This window comes from Streptococcus sp. (assembly GCF_030528045.1).
GTDB lineage: Bacteria > Bacillota > Bacilli > Lactobacillales > Streptococcaceae > Streptococcus.
This window is the reverse complement of record NZ_JAUMZR010000035.1, coordinates 1-19987: the sequence shown is the minus strand read 5'-3', so window position 1 is coordinate 19987 and position 19987 is coordinate 1. Positions and strand designations below refer to the sequence as shown.

At 41.5% G+C, this 19987-nt stretch carries 18 protein-coding genes, 1 pseudogene and 1 other annotated feature; all 19 genes and pseudogenes read right to left on the bottom strand.

Annotated elements, in window-relative coordinates:
* Positions 1-229: pseudogene (locus Q4A91_RS07360) on the bottom strand (ISL3 family transposase); the annotation flags it as partial.
* Positions 230-286: 57 nt separating this feature from the next.
* A complete protein-coding gene (locus Q4A91_RS07355; RefSeq protein ID WP_000502578.1) occupies positions 287-451 on the bottom strand; it encodes a hypothetical protein in 165 nt (54 codons plus the stop codon).
* 9 nt (positions 452-460) lie between these two features.
* Positions 461-1771 carry a GTPase ObgE gene (gene obgE / locus Q4A91_RS07350; protein ID WP_303212412.1) on the bottom strand — a complete coding sequence of 437 codons (1311 nt, stop codon included), beginning with the start codon at positions 1769-1771 and terminating at the stop codon, positions 461-463.
* Between the two features lie 71 nt (positions 1772-1842).
* On the bottom strand, positions 1843-1977 hold the full coding sequence (locus Q4A91_RS07345; protein WP_000863851.1) for a DUF4044 domain-containing protein: 135 nt from the start codon (positions 1975-1977) through the stop codon (positions 1843-1845).
* 29 nt (positions 1978-2006) lie between these two features.
* Positions 2007-2195 carry a PspC domain-containing protein gene (locus tag Q4A91_RS07340; protein WP_303212409.1) on the bottom strand — a complete coding sequence of 63 codons (189 nt, stop codon included), beginning with the start codon at positions 2193-2195 and terminating at the stop codon, positions 2007-2009.
* Between the two features lie 20 nt (positions 2196-2215).
* Positions 2216-3541: a glycosyltransferase family 4 protein gene (locus tag Q4A91_RS07335; protein ID WP_303212407.1), complete on the bottom strand. Its 1326-nt coding sequence runs from the start codon at positions 3539-3541 to the stop codon at positions 2216-2218.
* 8 nt (positions 3542-3549) lie between these two features.
* Positions 3550-4593 carry a glycosyltransferase family 4 protein gene (locus tag Q4A91_RS07330; protein WP_303212405.1) on the bottom strand — a complete coding sequence of 348 codons (1044 nt, stop codon included), beginning with the start codon at positions 4591-4593 and terminating at the stop codon, positions 3550-3552.
* Between the two features lie 113 nt (positions 4594-4706).
* Entirely contained in the window at positions 4707-5036 is a 330-nt protein-coding gene (locus Q4A91_RS07325; protein WP_000331930.1) for a metal-sulfur cluster assembly factor, read from the bottom strand.
* A gap of 14 nt (positions 5037-5050) precedes the next feature.
* Entirely contained in the window at positions 5051-6160 is a 1110-nt protein-coding gene (rpoD, locus tag Q4A91_RS07320) for an RNA polymerase sigma factor RpoD (RefSeq protein WP_000201892.1), read from the bottom strand.
* A gap of 2 nt (positions 6161-6162) precedes the next feature.
* Positions 6163-7923, bottom strand: coding sequence for a DNA primase (gene dnaG / locus Q4A91_RS07315; RefSeq protein ID WP_303212400.1), 1761 nt, complete (start codon positions 7921-7923; stop codon positions 6163-6165).
* Between the two features lie 196 nt (positions 7924-8119).
* Positions 8120-8878, bottom strand: a complete 759-nt coding sequence (locus Q4A91_RS07310) for an ABC transporter ATP-binding protein (RefSeq protein WP_303212398.1) — start codon at positions 8876-8878, stop codon at positions 8120-8122.
* On the bottom strand, positions 8875-9741 hold the full coding sequence (locus Q4A91_RS07305) for an ABC transporter permease (RefSeq protein WP_303212395.1): 867 nt from the start codon (positions 9739-9741) through the stop codon (positions 8875-8877). Before Q4A91_RS07305 ends, Q4A91_RS07310 begins: the two co-directional genes overlap by 4 nt.
* 65 nt (positions 9742-9806) lie before the next feature.
* Entirely contained in the window at positions 9807-10802 is a 996-nt protein-coding gene (gene trpX / locus Q4A91_RS07300; RefSeq protein ID WP_303212393.1) for a tryptophan ABC transporter substrate-binding protein, read from the bottom strand.
* 118 nt (positions 10803-10920) lie between these two features.
* Positions 10921-11136: a binding site (T-box leader), on the bottom strand.
* 96 nt (positions 11137-11232) lie between these two features.
* Positions 11233-13929: a phosphoenolpyruvate carboxylase gene (gene ppc / locus Q4A91_RS07295; protein WP_303212390.1), complete on the bottom strand. Its 2697-nt coding sequence runs from the start codon at positions 13927-13929 to the stop codon at positions 11233-11235.
* A 23-nt stretch (positions 13930-13952) separates the two neighbouring features.
* The gene (locus tag Q4A91_RS07290) at positions 13953-15176 is read right to left on the bottom strand and encodes an FtsW/RodA/SpoVE family cell cycle protein (RefSeq protein ID WP_303212388.1); all 1224 of its coding nucleotides are present in this window, start codon (positions 15174-15176) and stop codon (positions 13953-13955) included.
* Positions 15177-15363: 187 nt separating this feature from the next.
* Positions 15364-16305, bottom strand: coding sequence for a peptidylprolyl isomerase PrsA (prsA, locus tag Q4A91_RS07285; protein ID WP_000728082.1), 942 nt, complete (start codon positions 16303-16305; stop codon positions 15364-15366).
* A 67-nt stretch (positions 16306-16372) separates the two neighbouring features.
* A complete protein-coding gene (locus tag Q4A91_RS07280; RefSeq protein ID WP_303212385.1) occupies positions 16373-17086 on the bottom strand; it encodes an O-methyltransferase in 714 nt (237 codons plus the stop codon).
* A gap of 1 nt (position 17087) precedes the next feature.
* Positions 17088-18890 carry an oligoendopeptidase F gene (pepF, locus tag Q4A91_RS07275; protein ID WP_303212383.1) on the bottom strand — a complete coding sequence of 601 codons (1803 nt, stop codon included), beginning with the start codon at positions 18888-18890 and terminating at the stop codon, positions 17088-17090.
* 18 nt (positions 18891-18908) lie between these two features.
* Positions 18909-19865, bottom strand: coding sequence for a competence protein CoiA (locus tag Q4A91_RS07270; RefSeq protein ID WP_303212380.1), 957 nt, complete (start codon positions 19863-19865; stop codon positions 18909-18911).
* Positions 19866-19987: the final 122 nt, after the last annotated feature.

Sequence of the window (19987 nt, the reverse complement as noted above, 5' to 3'; positions counted from 1 at the left end):
TTTTCAATCGAATGAGACTAGGATGGCCAGCAATTTCAATAAAAGGGATTTTAGACGGCTTTTGAAAGTCATATTTGATTTGTATTCCCATGCAATGCTTACACTTGGGAGGCTGGTAGTCTAATGTAGCCATTAGCTCAATGTGAGTCTCATGTTTCAAGGCTTTGTTTAGGGTGATATTTTTGTCTTTCATTCCGATGAGTTGTGTGGTATGATGAATATGTTCCATAAGATCCTTTCTAATGATGGTTTGAGTGCTTTTCATTATAAGTCTTATGGGACTTTTTTATTTCTTTGACTGTGTTTCTTCTTTCTTTGTACGCGCCAATCGAAGAGCACGTTTAGGATTGAGACGATTAAACAATTCTTCTAGTTTCTTTTCATTCCACACATCTGCTGCAGAAACAAAATTTCCATCTGCATCTCGGAATGATATTGGTTTATCTCCCATATCAATCTCCTAGTCTACAAATTCAAACTCAAATTTACCGATTCGGACCAAATCGCCATCTTTGGCTCCACGCGCACGAAGGGCTTCATCAACCCCCATACCACGAAGCTGACGGGCAAACTTCATGACCGATTCGTCACGGTCAAAGTTAGTCATGTTAAAGAGTTTCATGAGTTTTTCACCAGAAAGTACCCATGTCGCATCATCATCACGACTAATCTCAAAGGCCTTTTCTTCCTCGTCAAAGCCATAGTAAGCTTCTTCTTCCATATCGGATTCATCATAAATCGGGAATTCCGGAGTCTTGTCTAACAATTCAGCTGTCGCGTCCAAAAGAGTCGCCAAGCCTTGCTTGGTCAGACCAGAAATTGGGAAGATGGCTGGAAGTTCCTCAAACTCGTCGTAGTTTGCTGCCAACTTTTCCTTGAAAGTTTTCAGATTTTCCTGACTTTCAGGCATATCCATCTTGTTGGCCACGATAATCTGTGGACGTTCCATGAGACGAAGGTTATAGGATTCTAATTCCTTATTGATAGCAAGGTAGTCCTCATAAGGATCACGTCCTTCACTAGCTGACATATCGATGACATGTAGGATAACTCGAGTGCGTTCGATATGACGAAGAAACTGGGTTCCAAGACCAACACCTTGACTAGCCCCTTCAATCAAACCTGGAAGATCTGCTACTGCAAAAGATTCACCTGACTGTGTACGAACCACACCCAAATTTGGGACAATCGTCGTAAAGTGGTAAGCACCGATTTTGGGCTTAGCTGAAGTGATAACACTAAGCAAAGTTGACTTTCCAACAGATGGGAAACCGACCAAGCCGACATCCGCTAGAATCTTCAATTCCAGTTGCAACTCACGTTCTTGACCTGGTTCTCCATTCTCAGAAATTTCAGGTGCAGGATTTTTTGGAGTGGCAAAACGGATGTTTCCACGACCACCTCGACCACCATGAGCCACGATAAATTCCTGACCATGTTCAATCAAGTCTTTAATGACTTTTCCTGTTTCCGCATCACGTACAGTAGTCCCCTGTGGTACGCGAACACGAAGATCTTCTGCACCACGACCGTGCATTCCTTTGGTCATCCCTTTTTCACCAGAATCAGCCTTGAAATGACGGTTATAGCGGAAATCCATCAAGGTACGCAAACCTTCGTCTACCACGAAAACAACGTTACCGCCACGTCCACCATCACCACCCCAAGGACCGCCATTAGGGACATATTTTTCACGGCGAAAGGCAACCATGCCATCGCCACCATTACCAGCCTTGACCTTAATCTTGGCTGTATCTAAAAACATACTCATATTTTCTCCTCACTTTAAAAAGGCTGGGGAGAACCCAGTCATTAGTTATTGTTTCTATCCTCGTAGCTTGCTTAGAATCTACTAAAAGCTCCAAGCGCAGTTGCAAAGATACCAGCAAGGGTTACAAACAACATGATGAGCACGACAACAAGCGTCACCTTTTCAAACAAAGTTTTTTTACGTTTTCCGTTATCTCCAAAAGCCATAACTTCTCCTTTTTCTATATAATTCTAATTTAATATTCTGTCGAAACTGGTGCAATCAACCATAAAATGATATAAGCAAGGACTCCTGTCCCATAACAAAATGCAAGAACAGCCCAAATGACACGGACAATTGTTGGATCGATATTAAAATAATGAGCAACTCCTGCGCATACTCCACCAATTTTTTGATCTTTTCCGCTTCTCATTAATTTTTTCATTTTTTCTTCCTCTTATTCTATTATTTGAATTCGTCTCTCCAATAATCTCTGATGCTAGACAATTGTTTTCGAGACGCTCTTAAAATACGTTTGGATTCTTTTACTGGGCTTGTAACAGCCTGTTGAGGTAGATAGAGAATCGTTTTTAAGAAGCGCTGAGTGACAGGTTGTCCATCATGTAACTCATGTTCAAAGTTATTTGAGATAATAGCATCAAGGTAAAACTCATGAACTCGTTTCCCAAAATTTTCAGCCGAAATCTCGTACAACTTATCCGCCAACTTTTGTTCAGACATATCAGGAGTAGCGATCAATGCTTCAAGGATAGCTCCTGCAAGCTCTCGTTCTCCATAGTAGAGGGTCCCAAACATTTTATCATTGATTAGATTTTCAAGATAGGGGTTGCCATGAGCAATAACAGGCGTTCCACTGGCTAGACTTTCTAGATAGGTTAATCCTTGAGTTTCACTCGTAGAGGCTGAAATAAAGAAATCAGCTGCTTTATAGTACAAGGCCGTCTCACTTGGAGCAACCATACCTGTAAAAATCACATGTTTTTGTATGTTTAATTTCCCTGCTTGTTCTTTCAGACTGTCCAGATAAGGTCCGTCTCCAGCAACAACCAACTTCACCTTGTCTTCTTCTTTCAAAACCTGCGCAAAGGCAGCTAAGACTGCTTGGATATTCTTCTCAAAAGAGATACGCGAAAGGCTCAGTAGCATCTTCTCGCCTTCCTGAATACCTAACTTCGAACGAAGCTCTTGTAATTTTTCCTCTTTGATCTCAGGCCGTTCAAACTTAGCCAGCTCAATTCCAGTTGGGATAACACGCTTTTCAACCTTAACTTTGTATTTCGATAAAAGGTCACGAACAATCTCACTAGGGCAAATCACGCCATCTACATCATGAAGGAAGCCTCGCACCAAATATTTTACCATACTCGGACGAATTAGCATGCCCTTAGCAATGTAATGCACATAGTCTTCATACTGGGTATGGTAGGTATGAATAACTGGAATTTTCAATTCTCTCGCAATCCAAATCCCTAACAAACCAAGAGAAAATTCTGTCTGGGTATGAATGATGTCGAGTTGATACTGCTTGGCAATTTCAAGCGCCTTTGTAAAACCTCGGTAGGCAAATCGTCGATCCTTAAATGCAAAGAAAGGGACACTCGGAATGCGAATAATTTGCCAATCCTCATATCGGTTTACGTCTTTATCAGTCGTTGTAAAGATAAAAACTGCATGTCCTTGCTTTTCAAGCTCAGTTTTCAAGGTCCGTATACTAGTCGCAACCCCGGAAACTTGAGGGAAATAGGTGTCTGTAAATAAACCAATTCGCATAAATTACCTCACTTTTTGCCCAAAGCAGCCTGTTCTCGATAAAATTTTAACCAGATTTCCAACAAATGCTCCTCAGAGTACTCTTTGGAGATCTCGCGAGCTTTTTCTTTCAAGTCCTTTAAGGCTTCAGGGTCATGCTTGTATTCTAGGATTGCTTCTCTCATCTCGGAAACATCACTTGTAGCACGATAATTCCCATCAAGAATAACCTTATACAAATCCAAATCTCTTAACATAATAGGAGCCTCGCAACTAGCGGCCTCTAAGATGGTCATAGGGAATAATTCATTGTAACTTGGTAGCAAGAATAGATCCGCCATAGCGTAAAGTTCCCGCATCCGTTCCGGTGGCACAATCCCAGGGAAAATAAGATTTTCAGGTGGATTGTCCATTATCTTCTTGTAGCGTTCATAACCATCTGTCATCCCACCAAATGAAAAACCACCTGCCCAGATAAAGGTAATTTCTGGCAATTCCTCAGCAAGACGGATAAAATCATCAATTCCTTTACGTTTCTGAACCTGACCCGCACCGATTACGACAAACTGATCTTCCGCAAGATCCATTTCCTTCCGGAGTTGTGCAACCTGTTCAGCTGGTAATGGATGCCATTTTTCTTTGTTTACAAAATTTGGAATATAAGTTACTTTTTCACGCGGAATACCAGCAGCCACCAAATCCTCGATAAACATAGGATTGACCACCACCAAGTGTTCCATTCGGTTGTAAAAGGAAAAAACATAGCGTTTGACAATTCCTTTTAGGAAAAATGGAATCTTCAAACTCCCCTCAAGCGTATCAGGCAAAAAATGCACATAGCCAATTTTTCTCCCAGAGCGTTTCTTTTGGAAAGTAGATAAATAGTAGGGGAGATCAATGGTATGAAAGTGAGTTACATCCGCTTCTACAGGAAGATTCTCTGTAACAATCAACTGGTCTTTGGCATCACGGTGAAGGAGACTAACCAATTCTCGATAAGCTCCTGACACTCCTTGACCAGCTACTTTTTCACTTGAACTTAGCATATTAATACGCAATTTTTCGTTTTCCATACCTTCCATTATACCATTTTATTTCCAGAAAATCAGCAAAAGAAAGAAGAGACCAAAGGAAAAAGGATAAATTTACCTTATTTTCCAATCGTCTCTCTCATTTTTCTTACACTTTATTTAATTCCTAAGGCGATACGCGCGTATCGGCTCATTTTTTCAACTGTCCAAGCTGGATACCAGACCAATTTAACTTCGGTATTAGTTACCTCAGGCACATCTGTCATCGCATCGTGTATCTGGTCTGTCAAAAGGTCAGCCAGTGGGCAGCCCATAGTTGTCAAGGTCATATCAATTTCCGTGTGACCTGTTTCACCATCAAAACGAATTTCATAAATCAAACCTAGGTTGACAATATCAATCCCCAACTCAGGGTCGATGACTTCTTCCAAAGCATTTAATATGCGTGTTTTGATCGTTTCAATTTGCTCTTCTGTATAAGCCATGTTATTCCTCACTCTTAGTCTTCAATAAAATCACGAAGGGGTTTGCTACGACTTGGTTGACGCAATTTTCTCAAAGCCTTGGCCTCAATCTGACGGATACGCTCACGAGTCACGTTAAAGACTTTCCCAACATCTTCAAGTGTACGCATTTTCCCATCATCTAGCCCGAAACGAAGGCGCAGAACGTTTTCTTCACGGTCTGTGAGAGTATCCAAAACCTCATCCAACTGCTCGCGCAAAACGATGCGAGTTGTGTAGTCTACTGGATTTTCAATCACTTCGTCTTCGATAAAGTCCCCAAGATGACTATCGTCCTCTTCACCGATCGGTGTTTCAAGTGATACTGGTTCTTGGGCAATCTTTAGGATTTCACGGACCTTATCAGGTGTCATATCCATACGCTCAGCGATTTGTTCAGGAGTCGGATCTTGCCCCAATTCTTGAAGGAGATTACGTTGTTCACGGACAAGCTTGTTAATGGTTTCTACCATGTGAACAGGGATACGAATGGTACGAGCTTGGTCAGCGATGGCACGAGTGATTGCCTGACGAATCCACCAAGTTGCGTAAGTTGAAAACTTGAATCCTTTTGAATAGTCAAACTTGTCCACGGCCTTCATCAAACCCATGTTTCCTTCTTGAATCAAGTCAAGAAACTGCATGCCACGCCCTACGTAGCGCTTAGCAATAGAAACCACCAAACGAAGGTTGGCTTCTGCAAGACGTTGTTTGGCTTCGATATCACCAGCCTCAACTGCTAGGGCCAATTCTTTTTCCTCTTCGTTGGTCAAGAGAGGAACGACCCCGATTTCCTTCAAATACATACGGACTGGGTCATTAACCTTGGCAGAAGTTGAGCCAATCAAGTCCTCATCACTGAGTTCTGGTTCTTCTTCTGCACTAAGCACACGCGCACTTGGATTTCCTTCATTATCTGTGATAGAAATTCCAGCATCCTGAATCCGTTGCAAAAGGTCTTCAATGCCGTCTGCATCGAGGGTGAAAGGAATAACCAGACTTGAATTGATTTCGTCATCTGTTGCTGTTCCTGTTTTTTTGTGGTTACGGATAAAGTCTGCTACTTGCACATCAAATGTGGTTACTTCTTTTTGTTTTGTTGCCATTATTACTCCATTCTTCTCTTTTGGGAAATCAATCGTTGCAATTCTTCCAAGGCTGTGTCAGTATCTCCTACATGACTAGCTTCCTGCACTTTCTTTTTAATTCTTAAGTTGTCCTTGCTGAGGAGGGCACGGTTTCGAGTCGCTTCGACTTCCGCTAGCTCCTGAGGCGACATCTCAGCTGGCAAATCCAGGCTAAGCACGTGGTACCAAGCATTTTCAACCTCAGACGTCTGATGAGAAAGCTCCTCTGAGCCGATTTCTCCCTGCTCACTTAATAATTCGTAAAGAATCTGAAATTCTGGGGTATCAAAGAAAAAATCTTCTCTTAATCGGTAGTCATTTAGAACAAGTGGATTCTCAGCCATCCTATAGAGGAGATGAGCCTCTGCTCTCATGACTGCTGTCAGTTGCCGCGTTACAGGTAAACTGATCGCTGCTGGAGGTTGCTCCTCTTTGACTCTTTCCTGCCTCTGAACAATGCGACTTTCATTTACTATCTGTTCCACCTGCTGGTAATCAAAGGAAGGTAGATTATCCGCCAGAATGTGGATATAAGAATTCTGGGCAGTGATAGACTTTTCCTTGGCGATTAGGGGCGCAATCTTTTCAATGAACTCAATTTGCGCCTGTAAGTTATCACTATTATCAGGCTTGAGCTGGTGAATATAGAACTCTATAGGACTAATCCGAGTCTTGGTTAAAAGGTAGGCCAGGTCTTCAGCAGAATTCTTTTGTAAATACTCATCTGGGTCCATGGCATCAGGTACTCGAACAACCTCCACTGAGAAGTCTTTTAATTCCTCTAGAGCCTTGGATGTTGCTGCCTGCCCTGCCTTGTCACCATCATAGCTGAGAACAATTTTTTTGGTAAAGCGTTTGAGGTGATCAACATGCTCCTTGCTTAAGGCTGTTCCCATGGAAGCTACAGCATTTTCTATACCAGCACGGTAGGCTGCGATCACATCCATGAAGCCTTCCATCAGATAGAGCTCTGAAATCTTACCTGTTCCTTTTTTCGCCTTGTCCAAATGATACAATTCGTAACTCTTGTTAAAAATTGCAGTCGAGCGACTATTTTTATATTTGGCAGTCTGACTGTCCGTTTCTTGCCAGATACGACCTGAAAATGCAATAACCTGTCCCTTGTCATTGGCCAAAGGAAAGATGATCCGTCCGAAAAAGGTATCATAAAACTGATTACCATCTGACAGATAAAACAAGCCCGAATCCAATAAATCCTTTTCCTCAAACTTGTCAGCCAAACGTTGGTAGAGATAGGTTCTCTCTACTGGCGCCAGTCCAATCTGGAAATGCTTCAAAACATCATCCGTCAAGCCTCGTTTATATAGATAAGCCCTTGCTTCTTCTCCCATCTTGGTCGTCATGAGGATGGCATGGTAAAAACGGGCAGCTTCTTCATGCATATCATATAAAGCTTTATGGGGAGAAGCTTGTTGAGGACGAGACTGGACAGGCATGGCCAGTTGAATACCGACGCGCTCTCCTAAGAGATGAACGGCTTCCATGAAGGACACGCCTTGGTATTCTTCGATGAACTTAAAGACATCTCCTGAGCGCCCACATCCAAAACAGTGATAAAACTGCTTGTCTTCCACAACGTTGAAAGAGGGGGTCTTTTCACCATGAAAAGGACAGAGCCCTAAATAGTTCCGTCCAGCCTTCTGTAAAGAAATCACATCACCTATGACTTCCACAATGTTGGCATTGTTTTTGATTTCTTCAATGACTTGCTTGTCAACCATACACAATACCTCCATCTTATCATAGTTTCACGTAAACTAGTATAGCTTATTTCTGAAAAAAAGTAAACCATTTCATACGCTTTCCGTAATTCTCTTTGCCTTATTTTTCTAGATAGAAAGAGGAGATAAAAAACTCAGAAACACTTCCATGCTTCTAAGTTTCTCTTCTCTATTTTTTGATGATTATTTAACTCATCTATTCAAATAATTGATAGTAGTCTGAGATTTTCATTTTAGCTTTTTCTTCTTTATTGAGGTCTTGTATGATGCGACCTTCCTTCATGACTATCAGACGATTTCCATACTTCAGTGCATCCTCCATATGGTGTGTAATCATCAAGGCTGTTAGATGATCCTTGCTGACAAAGTCATCTGTTAACTCCATCAAGGCAACACTAGTCTTTGGGTCGAGAGCTGCTGTGTGTTCATCCAACAAGAGCAACTCTGGTCGCTTCAAGGTTGCCATCAAGAGACTCAAGGCCTGACGTTGTCCACCTGAAAGAAACTCAATCGGAGTATCTAGATGCTTTTCAAGACCATTTACCACTTTTTCAATGGTAGCCTGAAACTCTCCCCGATGACTTGATAGCCTTCTAGGAAAGAGTCCTCTCTTCTCACCACGAAACTTGGCAATCAAGAGATTTTCCGCCACCGTCATACGAGGAGCCGTACCCATTTTAGGATCCTGAAAGACACGAGACAAGTACTTAGCCCGCTTTTCAGGTGAAAAATGCGTCACGTCCTCGCCCATGATACGGATACTTCCACTTGTTAAAGGCAAGGTACCTGCAATAGTGTTAAAAAGCGTTGACTTCCCAGCTCCATTTCCCCCTAAGATGGTAATAAAATCATGTTCGAAAATTTCAAGAGAAACATCATTCAGAATGATTTTTTCCTCGTCAAAGCCATTCGTGATGACTTTGGTGGCATTTTTTAATTCTACAATTGCTGTCATTTGCTAAACTTGACTCCTTTCAGGTATTTGTTTTTGAAGGTTGGAATCATGAGGCAAACTGCCAAAATCAAGGCGCTGTACAAACGAAGATAACTTGTATTAAACCCAAGAGCAATCACTCCCCAAACGAGGAATTGATAAGCAATAGATCCCACGACGATGGTCATGAGTCGCTCTGCCAGGGTCAAACTCTTGAACAAAACCTCACCAATAATCAAGCTAGCAAGCCCTACGACAATCACGCCGATTCCTCGAGAAACATCCGCGTATCCTTCTTGTTGAGCGATTAAGGCTCCTGCAAGTGCGATGATCCCATTTGAGAGAACCAAGCCCATGAGTTCCATACGACCCGTATTGATACCAAAGCTACGAGCCATATCAGGATTATCACCAGTAGCGATGTAGGCCTGACCTAGTTTGGTATCAAGGAAAAAGAGCATGAGAGCAATTACAAGAGCTACAAAGATTAATCCAGTCAGGAGTTGATTGAGTTCCGAATCAAAAGGCAAGGCATCTTGAATTTGCTTGGTCCCAAGAAGCCCCAAGTTGGCACGCCCCATAATCATGAGCATGATGGAATGGCAAGAAGTCATTACTAAAATTCCTGATAAGAGGGTTGGAATTTTTCCTTTGGTATATAAGAGACCTGTCGCCATTCCAGCTAGACAGCCCGCACCTACTGAAACTAAGGTCGCCAAAAACGGATTGACTCCCTGTGTTATCAAGGTTACAGCTACTGCTCCCCCAAGAGGAAAAGAGCCCTCAGTAGTCATATCAGGGAAATTCAAAATTCGAAAAGTCATAAAGATTCCCAAACCTAGAATCGCCCAGACCATCCCCTGAGAAATAATGGATACTATCATAATCTTTCACTCATTTCTTTCTTTAGTAAAAATGGGAGGAGATGTGTCCAGCTCCTCCTTTATCTTTATTCAATCACTTGTCCTGCTTCTTTTAGAACGGACTCAGGAATGGTGATACCAAGTTCCTGCGCTAGTTTTTTATTAATCACTGACTTACCAGTTGAAAAGACATTAACTGGCGTATCAGCTGGTTTTTCACCTTTCAAAACTTTGGCAATCATTTTACCAGTAGCCACTCCAAGATCGTGTTGGTCGACTACTACAGATGCTAATCCACCTGCTTCTACCATGGCAGTAGCACTTGGGTAGATTGGCTTTTTAGCTGTTTGGTTGCTTGAAACAACTGTTGAGAACGCGGATGCGATGGTGTTGTCAATTGGAACCCAAATTGCATCGACTTTGCTTGTCATAACATTGACTGTTGAAGCAATTTCATTGGTTGATGGAACGGCAAATGTTTCGACTGTCAAACCTGCTTTTTCAGCATAAGCCTTGAATTCTTCTACCTGTGTTTTTGAGTTATCTTCGCTACTTGAGTAGAGGGCTCCGATGGTTTTAACATCAGGAGTTAAAGCCTTAATCAGTTCCACTTGTTGTTCTGCTGGGTTGTGGTCTGATACCCCTGTGATGTTGCCACCTGGTTTTTTCAAATCTTTGACCAAGTTAGCACCGATTGGGTCTGTAATAGCAGCCATGATAACTGGTATATCTTTAGTAGCACTTGCAAGTCCTTGAGCAGCTGGTGTTGCAATCCCAACAACTACATCGTTTCCATTTCCTACCAATTGTTTACTCATGGTTGCAACCTTGCTCTGATCTCCTTCAGAGTTCATAAAGTCGATTTTTACCTGGTCGTCCTTATATCCTTCTTCAGCTAGTCCATCTTGAATCCCTTGGTAAATCAAGTCCAAGGATGGGTGACTAACAAATTGAAGGACACCAACCTTAGCAACCTTTTGCTCTTCCTTAGCTGCTGGTTTGTTCATTGATGAATAAATCAAGCTAGCCACTACCAATACTGCTAATCCAGCGACAATTCCAATCAAACGTTTATTTTTCATTTTTCTTTCTCCTTAATTCTTTTACCTTAACTTGTTAAATCACATCATCAAGCAATGCCATCGTTTAAATTCCAATATCTTTCCTCCCCATAGAAAAAGTCCTCACACAAAAAGCTTGTGTGAGGACGTCGATGCGCGGTGCCACCTCAATTATAGGGAATATCCCTATCGCTCTTACTCGCAATAACGAGTTGCACTGTAAGGTGTGCTCACCGAATTTTTATGATTTCAAATTCTTAAGTACATTCAGCCCAATTTCATCACTTTCATCTATCTGCTTTCACCAACCACAGACTCTCTAAAAAATGAGCATGATTACTTTCTGAATGTTTAAATTATATCATTTTTCAACTACTTGTCAAGCTTATTTTTAGAATTTTTTAAACAATTCAAAAACTTCCTCTTTATAAAAGAGGAAGTTTGTAGAATATCAGCCTGAATTACGCAAACCGGTTGCAATTCCGTTGATAGTTGTATGGATCAATTTTTCTTCGTCTACCGACAATTCACCGCGACGTTGGCGTTTGATCAACTCCAACTGGATGTAGTTCAGGATATTAAAGTAAGGCATACGATAGTTTAGACTGTCTTTTAGGTAAGAGTTTTCTGCCAATAGTTCGTCATAACCTTCGATAGCTAAAATAACGTCCTTAGTCAACTGCCATTCATCTAAAATAGTGTAGTAGATAGCTTGTACTTCTTCATCTTCACAGAGCTTGGCATATTCAAAAGCAATGTTCATATTAGACTTAGACAAGACCATGTCTACATTGGAAAGAAGAGATTGGAAGAAAGGCCAGTTTTGGTACATATCACAAAGGAACTCGATATTCTTTGGATCTTGATCAATAAACTCTTTAAAGCTTGATCCCACACCATACCACCCAGGGAACATGACACGACTTTGTGACCATGAGAAGACCCAAGGAATGGCACGCAAACCGCCAATTTCAGTGATGGTCTTACGAGCTGCTGGACGCGAACCGATATTGAAGCTTGAAATAGCCTTGATTGGACTTGATTCAAAGAAATAGTCATAGAAATGTTCATTTCCAAAGACCAAATCACGATAGATATCATAACTACGGTCTACTACTTGATCCATGATAGCTTCGTAACGATTTGACGTATTGGTATCACTCTTCTTCTTAGTAATCATGCGGTTAATGGCTGCAGAAACCAACATTTCAAGGTTATAATAGGCTGCATCTTTGTTACCGTATTTGTTTCCAATGACTTCTCCTTGCTCAGTCAGACGGATACGGTCCTTAATAGACTTGAGTGGTTGAGATGTGATGGCTTCATAAGTTGGTCCACCACCACGACCCACAGTACCACCACGACCATGGAAGAAAGTAACCTTAACGCCAAATTCATCCCCAATAGCCGTCAGCTGTTGTTGCGCTTTATAGAGGGTCCAACATGATGATAGATAACCACCATCCTTGTTACTATCAGAGTAGCCAAGCATGATTTCTTGGTAGTTGTCTTTTGAAGCAATCCATTTTTTAGCCAAAGGAAGAGAGAAATATCTTCTCATGGTTTCTTCCGAATGGTCTAAGTCCTCGATCGTTTCAAAGAGGGGAACAATCTGAACGCGGGCTTTTTGAGCATCAACCAAGCCGACTTCCTTGAGCATGATAGCTAGCTCTAGCATATCAGATACACTGGTTGCGTGAGAAATGATGGTTTGACGAATGACATTTTCACCTAGTTTGTCCTTCAACTTACGCGCAGCTTTAAAGATAGAGAGTTCTTTTTCAAGCAGTTCTGACTTTTCAGCATGAGTCGCTGAGAGGATACGAGGATCTTCTTCCAACTCTTTTAAGAGGAGAGCACATTTTTCGTCTTCAGAAAGATCGCTATAATGGTCGTTAATACCAGCTGATGCTAGCAATTCAGCCATACAGGCTTCGTGAACACTAGAATCCTGGCGCATATCAATAGAAGCAAGGTAGAAACCAAAAATTTCGACAGCTTGCATCAACTCGACAAATTCTCCTGAAATCAGGTATTCTCCTTTGTTCTCAAGGAGAGAGTCGCGAATGGCCAACAAATCTTGATAGAATTCATCTGCAGTGGCATATCTAGGCTGAAGATCCTTGTCTTCAATCAAATAAGCCTTGGTTGCCTGCATCTTAGCTTGGATGTCAAAAAGAGCACGACGATAGAGTTCTTTTTCGCGATAAATGGAGTTATCTTGTGACTTCAGCGCCATCTCACGAACCTTATCGCTGACATTCACGATGCTGGTTGAAAGTGAAAATTCACGATAAAAATTATAAATTTTTTCATCATAGTAGTTCATGATGACTTCACACTGAGTCAAGGCTGATTTGTTTAGGGTTTCCGCAGTTACGAAAGGATTTCCATCACGGTCTCCTCCGATCCACATCCCCATAGTAATCGGTTTTGGATGTTGGAGATCAATACCTTGTTCTTTAGCTAGTTTCTTATACTCAGCCGTCAAACGGGGAACAGCATTCAGGAAAGAACTTTGGTAATACTCCATCACGTTGGTGATTTCGTTGGTTACTTTCAATTTCTTCTCACGAATCATGTCAGTTTGCATGATAATTTCAATGTAACGACGGAGATCTGTGTGCCATTTTTCTTTATTAATCAAACCGAGTTTGACATCACGGTACTTGCGCAAGAGAGTATGGATATGGTTGGTCAGATCCAGCATACTCTTGCGTTGTACTTGTGTTGGATGGGCGGTCAAGACAGGAACGACATTTAACTTTTCTAAAATTTCAGCTGCATTTTCTTTTTCAGCTACCATCTTAATCGTTGTAGAAAGTTTTCCTAGATAGTCTTGGTCCACATTGTTTTGGTGATTGATTTCATAGGCCAAATCCACATCCTCAGAGATATTAATCAAAAGTGGAAGGATAGAGAAATAGCGTGAAATGTAAATCATTTCTTCATTCGAAAGACTGGTCACTAGGTCATTGAGCCCTTGATAATTCTCGCTAGTTGATAATTCTTTCAACTGGATAATCTTTTCAAAGGTTTCTGGCGCTAGCATATTTTTTGTGATATCTTCTAATAGCTCAGTCAGGATCAAGACTTCTTCTTGGACAACTGCTTTATTACTATAGTTTTCTAATTTTTGAAGAGACATATACTTTCCTTTCCATTCAATCCTTACAGATTTTCATCGGTTTGATTCTCGTATTCTCTGATAAGTTTGGCACGTTTTTCATTTGCATCAATGTTCAGTACAAGCGCGATAGCTACGGATAATACCAATAGACTGTTCCCACCTTGTGAAAGGAAGGGGAAGGTTACCCCTGTAGAAGGAATCAACCCTGAAATCCCACCGATATTGACAAAGACCTGAACAAGGATCATCCCTCCGACACCAATAGCAACCATGGAGTTAAAGGGATCCTTCGCTCGAATACCAACCAAGATGATTCGCAGAATCAAGAAGAAGAGTAAAGCCAAAATCATACTGGCTCCAACGAATCCAAACTCCTCGATGACAATCGAAAAGACAAAATCCGTATGGGCTTCTGGCAGATAACCACGCTTCTCGATAGAATTTCCCAGTCCCAGTCCGAACCAGCCACCATTAACCATGGCATAGTAGGAATTTGCGAGCTGGTGTCCTGCACCCGCCAAGTCATTAAAGGGATTAAAGAAGGCACTAAAACGTTTAGCAACGTAACCAAATACAGGAATTTGAGAGAACTTTTCAACCCCAACAAAGCGAATGACAGACAAGACTAACATTGAGCTCCCTGCCAAGAGAGCCAAAATGGTCGAGAACCAACGATAGGCGATCCCACTTACGGTATACATGATGAGCGCCACCAAGACCAAGATGGTCGCATTTCCCAAGTCTGGGAAAATTCCCAAACTACCAATCAGAACTAGCAGGACAAAACGCCAGTCGTTAAAAGCTCGAGGCAGCCACTGATTCTGTGTCAAAACCTGGAAGTCATAAACCGCAATCTCATCTTGTTGTTTTGAAAATCGATGTGCCAGGTACCAGATGATGATAATCTTAAGGTACTCCGCAGGCTGAATCGTTACAGGTCCTACAGAAATCCATCCGTATGCTCCATTTACAGGTGTTCCGACCAGTCGCGCCAGAGCTAAAAGAACCATCTCCACAATCATTACGATAAAGATGAGACGCCCATTTCTAAGGAAACCTAATTTTAATTTATAGATTAAGGCAATCAGAATCAAACTAGCTACCCAGAAGATTCCCTGGTTACGCACCAATTGAAAGGCGCTTTTCCCTTCTTCGATCAAGGTTGCACTCGTTGTTGAGTACACTACAATCAGCCCCAAAATCGATAAAAGGAAGTAAGGAATCAAAATGGAATAGTTTAGTAGGTGCCTTTTACTAATTTTCATATTTCACCACTCTAATAGGAACAAACGCTTCTGTTCCCAATTCCGTTTTATTTTCTAGTTTTGGTTGCTATTATACCACTTTTTCAGAAAGAAAAAAACTCTTATCCTTTAATCCTTCGAATTTTACTCATTTTCTAGTATCAGGTATAAAAAAACAAATCTCTTTTGAGATTTGTTTTTTGCTTTCTTAGTTAGATGAAGAACTGCTACTTGAGCTTGAGTCACCACCACCGATGTATTGGGTGAAGATGTTTTGGAATGATTGGTCTTTAACCTTGATGTTTGCTGCTTGCAATTCTTTACCAATTACTCCTTGAACAAAGGCTGAATCATTTTGTTTTTGAGTCAAGATGATAGTCTTCAATTTTTCTTTGTAATCCTCTATATTAGAAGATTTTTCTGTTTTCTTAGTTACTTTGATTATATAGAACTGACTGCTGTAGGCTTGTGTTCCAGTAGCTGTAATCACATCAGAAACCCCGTTCACATCCAAGGCAAATGCTGCTTTCTTGACTTGTTCTGGAAGTTCTGTTGAAGCAGAGTCAAAAGTGATTTCTCCACCATTTTCTTTTGTTTTATCGTCATTAGAGTTGTCTTTTGCCAACTGAGCAAAATCCGCACCTTCTGCTTTAGCTTTCTCAAGTACTTCTTTTGCCTTGTCTTCATTATCCAAACGGATGATTTGAGCCGTTACATCTGGTGTGTAAGACTCAAAAGCTTTTTGGTAGGCTTCGTCTGTCAACTCGCTCTCTGCAGCCTTCTTAACCGCTAATTCAACCAATTTGCTGGTACGGATTTGAGCTTTACGAGTCTCAGGTGTCATACCTGCACGTTGAAGCACGCTGTTGTAGCTATCGCCGTATTTCTTTTGTTCTTCAGCAACGGCATCATCCACATCTTTATCCGTTACCTCTGACCCATATTGTTGTTCAAATACTTTTTGGATGGTCATATTGAGCAAGACTTGTTGCGCAGTTGGATTGTTCTTTACTTCTTCAAAGAATTGATGCTCTGTAATCACATCTCCCTTCATGCTGATCAAATCTTTTCCTTCAGAACTGTTTGAACAAGCTGCAAGTGTTGCTACTGATAAAAGTGTGATGGCTCCTGCCATAAGTTTTTTCTTCATTTTTACTCCTTTTACGGTAAGTGTTACCTTATCTATTTTACTATAATTTCTTAAATTTTTCTGAAAATCATTCGCTCTCAGGAAGCTCTACTTCTGCTACATTCTTTCGTAGCATGAGAATACCATCTCCAAGTGGAACTAGAGTTGCTGTTAGCCCTGGATTGTCCAAAGTTGCGTCGAAAAGTCTTTGCAAACCACGGTAAATGGTGCGTTGACCTCGGCGGACTTCCATGATGTCCTTGGCAACATCTCCTCCTTGGAAAATATCATCCAAGACGACTACTCCACCAACTTCCAAGTGCTTGAGGATTTCTGGTAGAAAGACGATGTACTTGGACTTGGCCGAATCCATAAAGACAAAATCATATGTTTCTGTCAAAGTAGATAAAACATCAACAGCATCACCTTCAAGTAAGGTGATTTGCTTACGACTGTCAAACTGGGCAAAGTTTTCCTTGGCAAAGCCTATCATTTCTGGATTACGGTCAATCGTTGTAATCTTAGCATCTGGCGCATGTTCCGCCATCAAGAGTGCTGAAAAACCGATAGCCGTCCCAATTTCCAAAATGTTCTTGGGCTGTATAGTCTCCATGAGAAATCGAAAATACGCAACCGTTTCATGGGGAATAATGGGAATGTTTTCCTTGCGAGCGAAGGTCTCCAATTCTTTCAAGGAACCTGTCACTTGTTTTTGACGCTGGCGCATGAGTTCTACGATTTCTTCCTTGACGACAGGCCGGCGCATATTGTGATTGGCATTTTTACTATAAGACTCTACCATCTTAAGCTAGTCCCAATTTTTCAACAAGGGCTTCAAACTCGTTCAAGCGACGTTCAAAGACTGCAAAGGCATCGTTAAGATAGTCTTCTTTTTCCATATCCACTCCCGCTTTTCTCATAACATTGAGTGGATAGTCTGACTTACCTGCCTTGAGGTAGTCTATATAGCGGTCACGGTCTTCTTGACTACCATGGACAATCTTCTCAGCCAAGGCTGAAGCAGCTGCAAAACCAGTTGAATACTGATAAACATAGTAGTTATAGTAGAAATGTGGAATGCGTGCCCACTCGTATTGGATCTGAGGATTGTCTTCCTTGCTGAGTCCGTAGTACTCTTGGTTCAAGTCAGCGTAGAGCTTATTGAGGAAATCACTTGTCAAGACTTCTCCATTTTGGTCTGCTTGGTGGATGGCGTGTTCAAACTCAGCGAATTGAGTTTGACGGAAGACTGTTCCACGGAAACCGTCTAGGAAGTTATTGAGAATAGCAAAGCGAGTTGCATCGTCTTCTACTTCTTCCAACAATTTCTCTGTCAAGATATTTTCGTTAGTCGTTGAGGCAATCTCAGCCAAGAAGATAGAGTAATCCCCATAAACATAAGGTTGGGTTTCACGAGTATAGCTTGAGTGCATACTGTGACCTGTCTCATGGACAAGGGTAAAAAGATTGTCTAGATTGTCCTGCCAGTTGAGAAGCATAAAGGCATTTGTATCATAAGAACCACTAGAGTAGGCACCAGAACGCTTGCCTTGATTTTCATAGACATCAATCCAACGCTCACTGAAGGCACGTTTGACACGGCTCAAGTAGTCTTCACCCAAGACCGCCAAGGCTTCTTCTGCCTTTTTCAAGGCTTCTTCGTAGGTAAAGCTATAATCTACTGACGAGAGTGGTGTGTAGACATCGTACATCTTGAGGTCGGAAATACCCAAGATTTTAGAACGAAGTTCTAGGTAACGATGCAAGAGCAGCAAATGCTTGCGAACTGCTGCTACTAGATTGTCATAGACACTTTCTGGAACAAAATTTGCTGCGAGGGCTGCATGGCGAGCACTCTTATAATTGCGAACTTTTGCTCGGTAGTTTTGCACCTTAACATTTGTCTGTAAAGTCTTAGCATAAGTATGTTGGAATTGCTCGTAAGTCGCATAAAGGGCCTCATAGGCACCACGACGCACCTCACGGTTTTTAGACTCCATCAAATGGATGTAAGTACCGTGTGAAAGTTGCACTTCCTTGCCTTCGTCATCAAGGACATATGGGAAGCTAATATCCGCGTTGTCCAAAATAGCGAAAGTTTCACTAGCAGCGCCAAAGATTTCTCCTGCTCCAGCAAGCAATTCTTCCTCACGTTGCGAAAGAACATGGTCTTTCTTCTGCAAAAGCTTGTCAAAAAAGTGCTTGTAAACTTGGAGTTTTGGTTGAGCTTCTAGGAAGGCCGCATACTGCTCTTCGCTAATCTCCATAAACTCAGGTTCATAGAATGAAAAGGCTTGTTCTAACTGACTGTATAGGGTCATTGCCTTAGCATAGTACTCTTGATACTTGGCTTCACGCGTGTCCTGGTCATTTTTCATATTCGCATAGACATAAAGCTTTTCAACTTGGCGTTCCAAGTCGAGTGAGAATTCTGTGATCTCAAGCAAACTGTCTGCGCTGTCCAAGAGATGTCCCTCATACTGAGATGCTGTTTGTACTTTTTCAGTTAAATCTTTCAAGGCTTCTTCCCAAGCCTGGTCTGTTGGGTAGATTGTCGAAAGATCCCATGTATCTTTTTCATTTATTTCATGTCTTTGTAATACCATAAGATTCCTCCATCCTTTCTATTTTACCACATTTTTTGAGAAATATAAGTGATAAAAGGCTGGTGGATAGAGCTTTTGGCGATTATTTTTCGGATTTTTTTGATAGTAAGCCTGAAAATTTCTATAATAGCTAGTCAGATCCGTTTCAATCTGCAAAAAATCACCTGATTCTATCGGTCTGACCTGGGGATACCAGTCGTCTAGTTGACGGTTTAATAGATTGTCTCCTTGATGATAGGCCTCTTCTTGCTTCTTCATCCAGTAAGGCGTTTGGTAGTACAACTGTTGACGAATGTAGTGACAGATAGTTGGATCTTGAGAAACTGTAAAACTAGCTAGCTTTTGTTTTTGATAAGGAAATCGTAGAATTTCCAAGAGATTTCCTTGATCATAGGGAAATTCTTTGACCTGAAAATGCAGCTTGCCACGTAGGTCCTGATGCAGAAGATATTTAAGTCTCAAAACTTGCTTTTTGAGATCCAGTTCCCAAACATAGAAACCCATATTTTGACTAAAATAGAGAAATCCCCTTTGCAGTTGTGTTAATCGATCCTTTAACCAGAGTTTCTCTCCCAGTAGCCAGATAACCTGATAGCCCTGGCTGCGGTATCCTTGACTTCTATTGCCTAAAAGCTTTTGAGACAAGGGACTGCACTGAACCTCCAGTGCTAGTTTCCCATTGACGAGAACATCCGCAACCTGCTGAATCTCGGGCAGACTATATTCTAAGGCGACTTGATTGTCCTTCTTGACCCAATGATAAAGAGCCTCTTTATTTCCCAAGTGTTCTGGACTTTCATTTTCAAAAATGGCCATACAATCTCTTAACCTTTCATGGGCAAAGTGTGTTCGAATGCTCTGTCCTTGGCGTAATCGTAGTCCACCACCACAGGCTGGACAAGTATAAGCTTGCTTGGTAACGTCTTTTTCGAGTGCATTTACCAATTTTCCCTTGGCATCTCTGGCTACAAACATGGTCTACCTCCTTTTCTCATTTATTCGAAAAAGAACTAAAAAAGACTGGAATTCCAGCCTTTCATAATAGGCTCTATAATATCTGTAGTGGGTAAAAACCACTATGGAAATTATGGAGCTTT

Excerpts from the sequence above, each read along its gene's own strand:
- Q4A91_RS07270 (WP_303212380.1), bottom strand. The coding sequence starts at position 19,865 with ATGTTTGTAGCCAGAGATGCCAAGGGAAAATTGGTAAATGCACTCGAA.
- obgE (WP_303212412.1), bottom strand. The coding sequence starts at position 1,771 with ATGAGTATGTTTTTAGATACAGCCAAGATTAAGGTCAAGGCTGGTAAT.
- Q4A91_RS07305 (WP_303212395.1), bottom strand. The coding sequence starts at position 9,741 with ATGATAGTATCCATTATTTCTCAGGGGATGGTCTGGGCGATTCTAGGT.
- Q4A91_RS07335 (WP_303212407.1), bottom strand. The coding sequence starts at position 3,541 with ATGCGAATTGGTTTATTTACAGACACCTATTTCCCTCAAGTTTCCGGG.
- rpoD (WP_000201892.1), bottom strand. The coding sequence starts at position 6,160 with ATGGCAACAAAACAAAAAGAAGTAACCACATTTGATGTGCAAGTAGCA.
- Q4A91_RS07290 (WP_303212388.1), bottom strand. The coding sequence starts at position 15,176 with ATGAAAATTAGTAAAAGGCACCTACTAAACTATTCCATTTTGATTCCT.
- Q4A91_RS07330 (WP_303212405.1), bottom strand. The coding sequence starts at position 4,593 with ATGGAAAACGAAAAATTGCGTATTAATATGCTAAGTTCAAGTGAAAAA.
- pepF (WP_303212383.1), bottom strand. The coding sequence starts at position 18,890 with ATGGTATTACAAAGACATGAAATAAATGAAAAAGATACATGGGATCTT.
- trpX (WP_303212393.1), bottom strand. The coding sequence starts at position 10,802 with ATGAAAAATAAACGTTTGATTGGAATTGTCGCTGGATTAGCAGTATTG.
- prsA (WP_000728082.1), bottom strand. The coding sequence starts at position 16,305 with ATGAAGAAAAAACTTATGGCAGGAGCCATCACACTTTTATCAGTAGCA.
- Q4A91_RS07345 (WP_000863851.1), bottom strand. The coding sequence starts at position 1,977 with ATGGCTTTTGGAGATAACGGAAAACGTAAAAAAACTTTGTTTGAAAAG.
- Q4A91_RS07325 (WP_000331930.1), bottom strand. The coding sequence starts at position 5,036 with ATGGCTTATACAGAAGAGCAAATTGAAACGATCAAAACACGCATATTA.
- Q4A91_RS07310 (WP_303212398.1), bottom strand. The coding sequence starts at position 8,878 with ATGACAGCAATTGTAGAATTAAAAAATGCCACCAAAGTCATCACGAAT.
- Q4A91_RS07355 (WP_000502578.1), bottom strand. The coding sequence starts at position 451 with ATGGGAGATAAACCAATATCATTCCGAGATGCAGATGGAAATTTTGTT.
- dnaG (WP_303212400.1), bottom strand. The coding sequence starts at position 7,923 with ATGGTTGACAAGCAAGTCATTGAAGAAATCAAAAACAATGCCAACATT.
- ppc (WP_303212390.1), bottom strand. The coding sequence starts at position 13,929 with ATGTCTCTTCAAAAATTAGAAAACTATAGTAATAAAGCAGTTGTCCAA.
- Q4A91_RS07340 (WP_303212409.1), bottom strand. The coding sequence starts at position 2,195 with ATGAAAAAATTAATGAGAAGCGGAAAAGATCAAAAAATTGGTGGAGTA.
- Q4A91_RS07280 (WP_303212385.1), bottom strand. The coding sequence starts at position 17,086 with ATGGTAGAGTCTTATAGTAAAAATGCCAATCACAATATGCGCCGGCCT.